Genomic DNA, 6,604 nt, shown 5'->3' with positions numbered 1-6,604 from the left:
TTGCATTGCAGCACGCGTGGCCGACTTTTCAGGTGACAACAGGTCTTGTTGGCACATTCAGGGCAGACAAAGCCGTGAGGAAAACGCCAAGTGAACAACGCGTTTTCGCACTGAGCTTCAGTGCCATAGTCCTTGAGAAGCTCAAACAGGCTGTAGCCTTTCTGGAATTGGACTTTGCTTTTGGCCATGATCTCGCTCCTCGATAACTGTGCATAAGATCAGTATAGTTCGGGGTGACTGCTAATCATGGGTAATCAGGAACCCTAATACAACTCGGATCATATTGCCCTCATATTCATTCGGAAATGCACGTACCATACGTCGGCCTTAGAAAAGACTCAACTGCTCACCAGTACGAGGGCCATTATCCGGCACCTCCCGCACAAACATAAACCAGCCTGACAGACGAAAGGCAAAGAACTCGGTGCCCTTGATGGCCCCATGGGTTGCCCGCTTCTTCAAGGTCAATACATCCCGACACGGCTTGATGCACAGACGCGGCTCATTGGTCGTCATCATGATAATTGCTCCTCTTCCATAGCCACTCGGCCAGCTCATGGGTGTTGTACCAGGCACGATTACAGCCCAGATGGCTTTTCAAAATACTCATATCCAGGGTGTTCATCTGGATAAGCTGGTGGAACTCATGGGCCGGAACGCGACGATCCGGCCATTGTTCCTCAAGTAGCGCCTGCAACTCTTCTTGAGTGCTGGGTGATACCACTTCATAACGGGGGTCAATACGGCTCACTGGGCCCCTCCTGCAATCCATTTTTCCAATCCGGTGATGACCTGGCTGATAAGGCCCTTGGTCAGGAACCTGGCTTTACTGACGTGTGCGGTACGCTGGCAGAACCTGTCCAGCGCCGGGTCATCCAGTCCACCTTGCCAGTTCAACTCCTTGCACAGCGCGGCCAGCTTGCGCCATTGGGCATCGGTTGGCCGGTCCGGTGCTTTTCCACCAGGGCGATAGTCCGCCAGGCTGCCATCCCGTTTCAGCTCGCGTACCAGGGCGGCCAGTTGTAACTCGGTCAGCCCCTTGCAAGAGCGCTGACCGGTGCGCATCGCCAGCCAATCGCGATAGGCCGTGTCCCGTTCGTCGGTAGGCAGGCAACCGAACTTCACCTCGGCCCCCTTGTGCACCAGGCCATACAGGGTCTTGCGTGCTGTCATGATGCCTCCTTCTCGATAGGGAGCGTAAACGCGGGACCAAGCCAGTCACGACCGGCCACCTTGAGCAGCATGGCTGCAAAGAAGTCTGACTGTTCTCGCTGGCCGAACCCGCTTTGCTCACGCAAGGCATGAAACAAATCAGCCGTCGCAGCATCAACCACCAGGCGCAGTTCCTTGGTGCCATCTTCCGTTCGCTTGGCTCGCAGGCGCTTGCTACGGGTTGCACCGTCCAGGGTCTTCTCTTTACGGGGGCGGCCAGGTCGGCGTTTTGTTTCAATCAATTTTCGTTCCTCCGCCACATAAATTAATTATACGAAAGTGGCGGCGAATTTGCGAACAAAACACCAACAAAAAAGGCACCAAACGGTGCCTCATAAAAGGGGGTAAAACAGGAAGTGGCCTATCGGGTAGCCTGTGCGGCTTGGCTCAGTTGCAGGGCTTGCTTGAACTCATGCTCATCAATAACCGTCGCGTTCGGGGCACGCAGCAGGGTGGTAAAGTAAAACTGGCCATCATAACCAAAGAAGGTTGAACCGGCCTTGGCCACCGCTGGCATATCAACCCCCAGCGCCTCCCACAGCGGGGCCAGCCTGGCACGATCTGCCGCCACGGCTGGGCGGCCATCAGGGAAGCGCTCACGCAACTGGGCACCGGCTTTTAACTGGCCCTTTGGCACATACTGCCGGGGCACCCTGACCCCACCATAACCGGGCTCACTCCATAGCGCTTTATCACTCCGGTCATCAAAATGGCGGGGGGCAATCCCCACCAGGATCTGGCCATAAACAGAGGCACCATAGACCGGTTCAGCATCCAGCGACTCGGCAAAGGTGCGGGCGGCCTGCTGCATCGCCTTCAGCTCTTGATGGTACTGGCACCAGGCTTGCCAAACCGGCACATCATCACAGCGATAGAACATCATTGGGCGCCTCCTTTAAGGGCATTCAAACGGGATGTTAACTGACGGTTCTCCTGCTCCAGTGCCACAACCTGTGACCCCAGATTGACGATCTCCTGGTAAAACAGCTCGGTGCCGATCTCCAGCGCGGTCAGGTGTTCGAGATTACGTTGCTTGTTGCAACTGCCGCCGCAGCATTGCTCGATGTCATGGCGGCCAGAGTGTTCGATCGCCTGTTTAACCAGCACCATAAGCGGGCTCTGCGCTGGGGTGCCTTGCGCATGGATCTCCTCCAGGAGTCGCTTCAACTCGTGATAGGCGTGGGCATTACTGGGCAGACTCATCACCAGGTCATCCAGTTTGCGTTCGGCGATACTGGCCTTGCGGGCCGCCATCGAGGCGAACGACAACACATCGGTGATCACCTCATACAGCTGCTGCCCAAGCGGGGTGGTGTAGCCAGCCAGGGCAGGAAACTCCCGCTTGCCCAGCCAGGTCACGATCTCGCTCACTTCTCTCTCTTGCTCAGTCATGATGGACTCCGCGAATACGATAGACATTGACCCAACCACGACGCGGGCTGCGGCCTTGATACAGATGGGTTTCAGGGGCTTTGACGGCACTCACCGGGCAGGTGTCGCTTTTGCACATCTCGCACAGGCAGGTCACCAGATTCTCGCGCCCCGAGATAGCCAGCTCCTCAAGCACGCCCGCCTCGATCATCTGGCTGGCGGTCATTGGGGGGCGCTGCGCCATCCAGGCCAGCAGTTCGGCTCTCATGGCGACACCTTCTGAATGTCACGCCCCAGCTGTCCAGCGGCCATAAAGGCTTCGCGGGCCAGCCGATGCTGGTTGAGACGGCGGGCACGATGGGCAAAACGCACCAGGCGCACGCGAACCCGCACCATGTCCCGCAAGGACAAGGCGATACAGTAGGCTTCAAACAGCTTGGTCAGCTGCATAGACAGGTTGTGATAGGTCATTGTCCTCTCCTTGTTGTGGGAGATGACAACCGGGATCCAGGCTGCTCATCAGTACCCGATCACCACATCGGGTAGACCATCCCGCCAGGTGGCGGGGTGGTTTCGCTTACAGGCTAATATTGAATGACTCGTCACAGTGCTGGCATTGGCAATAACCCCCGTCCAATTCGTCTTGCAGCACTTCCGTTTCCTCATCGCAATAAGGGCAACGAGCAGTGACCTGGAAGCGCATGATTTCCCCGTACAGCTCTTCGCTCATACAGCCCCCTTCATCCAGCCAGCAGCGCGATACCAATCACCAAGGCCATCAGGTTGGCGGCCATCCATACCTTGCTCATTTCACCTCCTGCTGTGCCTTATTGACCTTATTGATAATGCTTTTCAGCATCTTGCGGCGGCTCGGTTGGTTATATCCGAATGCCTCCATGGCCTTCAGTACCGCCTCAGCATCTTCAAGCGCTTGCTTGGGGTCATGGATGAGCGTGCATTCCAGCGTTGATTTCGTATCCTGGACGCTGGTAAACACCAGATCGTTAATGCGTTTCATAACACCCCCAACTTCCCTTGATCCTGACCTGCCACCCCGGCATTGAGCGCCACAGCCTGCCCTGCGCGGTATCCATCAAACATGGAGTTGCGATCACGGCTATTACCGCCCGTACCTCCCGCCTCACGCGCCTTTGCCTGTTTTAGCTTGGGGTGGTGCTGCTCCATGAACTGCTTGACCAGGGCGGCTTCTTTCTCGCTGGGTACGAGCTGCTGCACCTTGGTCCACACTGCTCGGCACCACCCTTCACAAAACAGATCCGATCTGGTGGTCTTGGTGGTTGTCTTCATCCGCTTGTTCAAACCAGCCAGGTACTCACGGCGGGCCTTGCCCAGCTGGCGAGCCAGCACTTCATAGACATAACCGGCGATCTCGGCACGTTCTGCCGGGCCAATGAACGACACCCGGACAGCACCGAAGATCTCCCGTTGGTACATCACCTCAACCCCAAAGGCATCCCCAACCAGGGAAATCAGCATATGACTCCATTTCGGCTGCGTTCTGCTTTGGTTCGCACACTTGGCCCACTGCTGCCCAATGCTGCTCAGTTCGATATCGGTTTCGGTGAGGCCGTTTGCCGCCATCAGCGCCTGCACCTTGGCCATGGCATTGGCCGCTTCGTGCTGGTTACCACTGGCCGCCAGGGCCAGCAGCTTCTTGATCTTGCCGAGGATTCGTTGCTGGCTCATGCGGCCACCTTCCAGTTGCGCTGGAGGGCCATCGCGCAGTAATCGATACGGCACTGTGCCCAATGCTTGTTTTTAGCGCTCTTGGCGGCGGTGCGTGCAACGGCCCACATATCACTGGCCTGGGTATACAATCCTTGCTGTTCAAACTGGGCTGCACGGGCGGCAAGAGCCTGATAACTGTTAGGGCGCTCCCCGTTGTACTTGATGTTTTGAATGCTCATCTCTTCTCCTACTCATCCATTCCTGACCACTGATCGCCGCCACTGAGGGCAATGCTTGTCCAGCCACGCCTCTGCCTCTTCCCGCGTGAGCGGGATAGGCTTCCTCCCCTTGCTCACTCGTGTCGCGAACTTCATCACGTAGGTGACTAGCGAGGCGCTACCGCCTTGTTCACTCATCACTCCTCCTGGCTGCTCATCAGTACCCGATCACCACATCGGGCAGACCGGCCCCATGACTGGGGCACGGTTTCGCATGGGTTACAGGGCTGCGAGATCCAGCGGGATAGAGACCATCCGCCCTTCTTCGTCCTTGACCAGGAACCGGACGTAAGCCTTGGTGCCGGAAACGATGATCGAGTCAGCAATGGCCTGCATGGCACGGGTCCACCGTTCGTCATCGATCTTGAGCTTGCGCAGGGAGAGGATGCGGCCTGTGTTGACCTTGCCTTCCCGGTCAACCTCAAAGGCGTCCTGAATGATGGCCACCAGATTCTGGTTGGCACCGGCAGACCACTCCTTCAGGCACTCATCGATGATGTCCTTGGCCACTTGCAGCTCCGGGCCAAAACGCAGCTGGTCAGCCATCTGAATACGGATCTGCTCAGACCCGTCAAAGGTGCCAAACGTCACGTTTCCCTTCTGGCCACCAGGCTGGCGGTCATACTTCTCGGCCACCAGATCCAGCCAGGCGTGGCAGTTGCCAAAGGTGGTCTTCTTGAAGCGCTTCATCAGGTCGTGCAGTTCGCGGGCTCCCTGGCACTGCTCTTTCACGAAGGCGTCCATTTCCAGGTCGTAGGCATCAACCATGCTTTCCGGCACCAGACGGCCCTTGCGGTCTTTCAGGTAGCCTGCGGGAATGGTCATCTCTTGTTGTACGGTCATTGGGTTGTCCTCTTACTTGGTTTTTACTGTTTGTTCAGGCTGATGGTGCGCCAGATAACCCGGCAACCATCCACATTCGCTACATAGGCCATGTTCACTTGGCCACCGATGATCTCTTTGATTTCGAAGGCCTTGTCCCGCAGGCCCAGCGGCGGTTTATCGACTTCAAGCATCGGGGTGGCAAACCCCAGCTTGGCGCTCAGTACCGTGCATTGGCGGCTGGTCATCTGACGGCTGAGTTGCTCGGCCAGGCGCACCTTGTCACTCAGTTCCATCTTCATCTCGCGACAACTCCTATGTGGTTCCAGGCTGCCTTGATGTGCTCCAGAGAGAGCGTCTGGCGGGCGCTGGTGGCGATAGAGGTAGCGACTTGCAGCAAGCGATAGAGCGAGCGCAGAGCCCCTACGGATTGCGGGATCTTGTCGTAGGCAAAGCGAACGACCTCCTTGTCTTCGATCCCCCAGACACTCAGATAACTGGCGATGTCTTCACGGCTCACCGTTGGCAGTTCCAGGCAGCTGATGACCCGTGACCACACTGGGTTCATGTCCACTGCGGTACGGGGGGCACTCATCCGGGTTTTCACCACGTCATTGCCCAGCAGCACCACCCCGATACGGTCATCCGTCAGTACCCGAATGCCGTTGAGGATGCGTTCGGACAGGTATTGCGCTTCATCGATAAGCAGCAGGCCGTTGGTGCCGCTGATGCGCTGGGCAATGGCCTCACTCATCCGGGCGCGGGTCATGCCGTGGCAGGCGATCTTCAGCTGGTCACACAGCCCTTGCAGCACGGCCATCTCGTTGTTGCGAAACGGGTCTGCCGTGAAGATCCACACATTGCTGTTCTCGGACTGGTAATGGCGGGCGGTGGTGGTCTTGCCGACACCAGCACCCTTGTAGACCAGCCCCCAGGCACGCAGAGCCTGCGCAGTCTTCATCACGTTCTGGATGCGTACCGATGTCGGCAACGGCAACCATTCATCCTTGGGGCCACGCACCAGGTCTTGGGTTTTGGCGCTCTCTTCACGGGTCTTGAGCCACTTCTCCAGCTTGGCGAGATTGCGCTCGACATTGCCCTTGTAGGTGCCCGCCATCAGGGCGCTCAGTACCGCCTCGCTCATCCCGGCCTGTTTGGAAACCTGCACCTGGGTCAATTCGCTGTCTGCTGCCAGTGCGGCATTTACTCGTTCAATCACGGTGGTCATGGCG

Annotated in this window: 16 protein-coding genes and 2 other RNA genes; all 18 read right to left on the bottom strand. The window is 57.5% G+C overall.

Translation table 11 applies throughout. From position 1 onward, the window contains the following. Positions 1–188, bottom strand: a 188-nt coding sequence (locus tag CAK78_RS14460) for a transposase (RefSeq protein ID WP_141214193.1), incomplete at its 3' end; no start/stop codon positions are given. A gap of 139 nt (positions 189–327) precedes the next feature. Continuing rightward, positions 328–519 carry a hypothetical protein gene (locus CAK78_RS14455; RefSeq protein ID WP_094697722.1) on the bottom strand — a complete coding sequence of 64 codons (192 nt, stop codon included), beginning with the start codon at positions 517–519 and terminating at the stop codon, positions 328–330. Beyond that, positions 503–751, bottom strand: a complete 249-nt coding sequence (locus CAK78_RS14450; RefSeq protein WP_094697721.1) for a hypothetical protein — start codon at positions 749–751, stop codon at positions 503–505. The genes CAK78_RS14455 and CAK78_RS14450 overlap by 17 nt, the downstream gene beginning before the upstream one ends. After that, positions 748–1,173 carry a regulatory protein GemA gene (locus CAK78_RS14445; protein ID WP_094697720.1) on the bottom strand — a complete coding sequence of 142 codons (426 nt, stop codon included), beginning with the start codon at positions 1,171–1,173 and terminating at the stop codon, positions 748–750. The genes CAK78_RS14450 and CAK78_RS14445 overlap by 4 nt, the downstream gene beginning before the upstream one ends. After that, positions 1,170–1,454 carry a hypothetical protein gene (locus tag CAK78_RS14440; RefSeq protein WP_094697719.1) on the bottom strand — a complete coding sequence of 95 codons (285 nt, stop codon included), beginning with the start codon at positions 1,452–1,454 and terminating at the stop codon, positions 1,170–1,172. The genes CAK78_RS14445 and CAK78_RS14440 overlap by 4 nt, the downstream gene beginning before the upstream one ends. A 119-nt stretch (positions 1,455–1,573) precedes the next feature. Then, the gene (locus tag CAK78_RS14435; RefSeq protein ID WP_094697718.1) at positions 1,574–2,095 is read right to left on the bottom strand and encodes a hypothetical protein; all 522 of its coding nucleotides are present in this window, start codon (positions 2,093–2,095) and stop codon (positions 1,574–1,576) included. Then, positions 2,092–2,604: a hypothetical protein gene (locus CAK78_RS14430; RefSeq protein ID WP_141214192.1), complete on the bottom strand. Its 513-nt coding sequence runs from the start codon at positions 2,602–2,604 to the stop codon at positions 2,092–2,094. The genes CAK78_RS14435 and CAK78_RS14430 overlap by 4 nt, the downstream gene beginning before the upstream one ends. Next, positions 2,597–2,851 (bottom strand): hypothetical protein, encoded by a 255-nt coding sequence (locus CAK78_RS14425; protein WP_094697716.1) that lies wholly within the window; start codon positions 2,849–2,851, stop codon positions 2,597–2,599. Before CAK78_RS14425 ends, CAK78_RS14430 begins: the two co-directional genes overlap by 8 nt. After that, positions 2,848–3,054, bottom strand: a complete 207-nt coding sequence (locus CAK78_RS14420) for a hypothetical protein (protein ID WP_094697715.1) — start codon at positions 3,052–3,054, stop codon at positions 2,848–2,850. Before CAK78_RS14420 ends, CAK78_RS14425 begins: the two co-directional genes overlap by 4 nt. 35 nt (positions 3,055–3,089) lie before the next feature. Further along, an RNA gene (locus CAK78_RS14415) (hammerhead ribozyme type II) lies at positions 3,090–3,162 on the bottom strand. Further along, positions 3,161–3,313, bottom strand: a complete 153-nt coding sequence (locus CAK78_RS22865; protein ID WP_158656452.1) for a hypothetical protein — start codon at positions 3,311–3,313, stop codon at positions 3,161–3,163. Before CAK78_RS22865 ends, CAK78_RS14415 begins: the two co-directional genes overlap by 2 nt. 75 nt (positions 3,314–3,388) lie before the next feature. Beyond that, positions 3,389–3,601 carry a hypothetical protein gene (locus tag CAK78_RS14410; protein WP_094697714.1) on the bottom strand — a complete coding sequence of 71 codons (213 nt, stop codon included), beginning with the start codon at positions 3,599–3,601 and terminating at the stop codon, positions 3,389–3,391. Further along, entirely contained in the window at positions 3,598–4,290 is a 693-nt protein-coding gene (locus CAK78_RS14405) for a DUF2786 domain-containing protein (protein ID WP_094697713.1), read from the bottom strand. Before CAK78_RS14405 ends, CAK78_RS14410 begins: the two co-directional genes overlap by 4 nt. Then, a complete protein-coding gene (locus tag CAK78_RS14400) occupies positions 4,287–4,511 on the bottom strand; it encodes an ANR family transcriptional regulator (RefSeq protein ID WP_094697712.1) in 225 nt (74 codons plus the stop codon). Before CAK78_RS14400 ends, CAK78_RS14405 begins: the two co-directional genes overlap by 4 nt. Positions 4,512–4,694: 183 nt before the next feature. Then, an RNA gene (locus CAK78_RS14395) (hammerhead ribozyme type II) lies at positions 4,695–4,766 on the bottom strand. A 3-nt stretch (positions 4,767–4,769) separates the two neighbouring features. Further along, entirely contained in the window at positions 4,770–5,393 is a 624-nt protein-coding gene (locus tag CAK78_RS14390) for a DUF3164 family protein (protein ID WP_094697711.1), read from the bottom strand. Between the two features lie 23 nt (positions 5,394–5,416). Next, positions 5,417–5,674, bottom strand: coding sequence for a hypothetical protein (locus CAK78_RS14385; protein WP_094697710.1), 258 nt, complete (start codon positions 5,672–5,674; stop codon positions 5,417–5,419). Next, on the bottom strand, positions 5,671–6,600 hold the full coding sequence (locus tag CAK78_RS14380) for an AAA family ATPase (protein ID WP_094697709.1): 930 nt from the start codon (positions 6,598–6,600) through the stop codon (positions 5,671–5,673). The genes CAK78_RS14385 and CAK78_RS14380 overlap by 4 nt, the downstream gene beginning before the upstream one ends. Positions 6,601–6,604: the final 4 nt, after the last annotated feature.

Origin of the sequence: Aeromonas sp. A35_P (genome assembly GCF_002259925.1) — a bacterium.
In the GTDB taxonomy this organism is placed as follows: domain Bacteria; phylum Pseudomonadota; class Gammaproteobacteria; order Enterobacterales; family Aeromonadaceae; genus Aeromonas; species Aeromonas dhakensis.
The sequence above is the reverse complement of the archived record's forward strand: the minus strand, read 5'-3'. Positions and strand labels throughout refer to the sequence as shown.